The sequence below is a fragment of the Vogesella mureinivorans genome (genome assembly GCF_007644035.1).
Classification (GTDB): Bacteria; Pseudomonadota; Gammaproteobacteria; order Burkholderiales; family Chromobacteriaceae; genus Vogesella; species Vogesella mureinivorans.
This window is the reverse complement of record NZ_VMTV02000651.1, coordinates 1-370: the sequence shown is the minus strand read 5'-3', so window position 1 is coordinate 370 and position 370 is coordinate 1. Positions and strand designations below refer to the sequence as shown.

General features: G+C 64.9%; 1 protein-coding gene. It reads right to left on the bottom strand.

What is annotated here, in order from left to right; all coding sequences use genetic code 11:
- A partial coding sequence (locus FLQ44_RS17110; protein WP_147695370.1) for an ABC transporter permease occupies positions 1-370 on the bottom strand: 370 nt, incomplete at both ends.

The following is a 370-nucleotide window of genomic DNA, read 5'->3' as shown; positions in this document are numbered from 1 at the left end:
CAGGCGAAGATCGATTCCACGACCACGGAGCCCGCCGCCGCGAGGCTCGCGACCTGCAGCCCGATCACTGACAGGATGGTGATGGAGGCGTTGCGCAGGCCGTGCCGCAGGATGACCTCCGTCTCCGCTAGCCCCTTGGCGCGGGCGGTGCGGATGAAATCCTGGCCGAGCACATCGAGCATGGCGTTGCGCGTGAACCGCGTCAGCCCGGCGATGAGCAATCCCGACATCGCGATGGTCGGCATCAGGAAGTGCGCCCAGGTGCCGTTGCCGACAACCGGGAGCCAGTTCAGCCAGTAGGAAAAGACCAGGATCATGAAGACCGCGAGCACGAAGTTCGGGACGGCGTAGAACAGGAAGGCGAACGTCA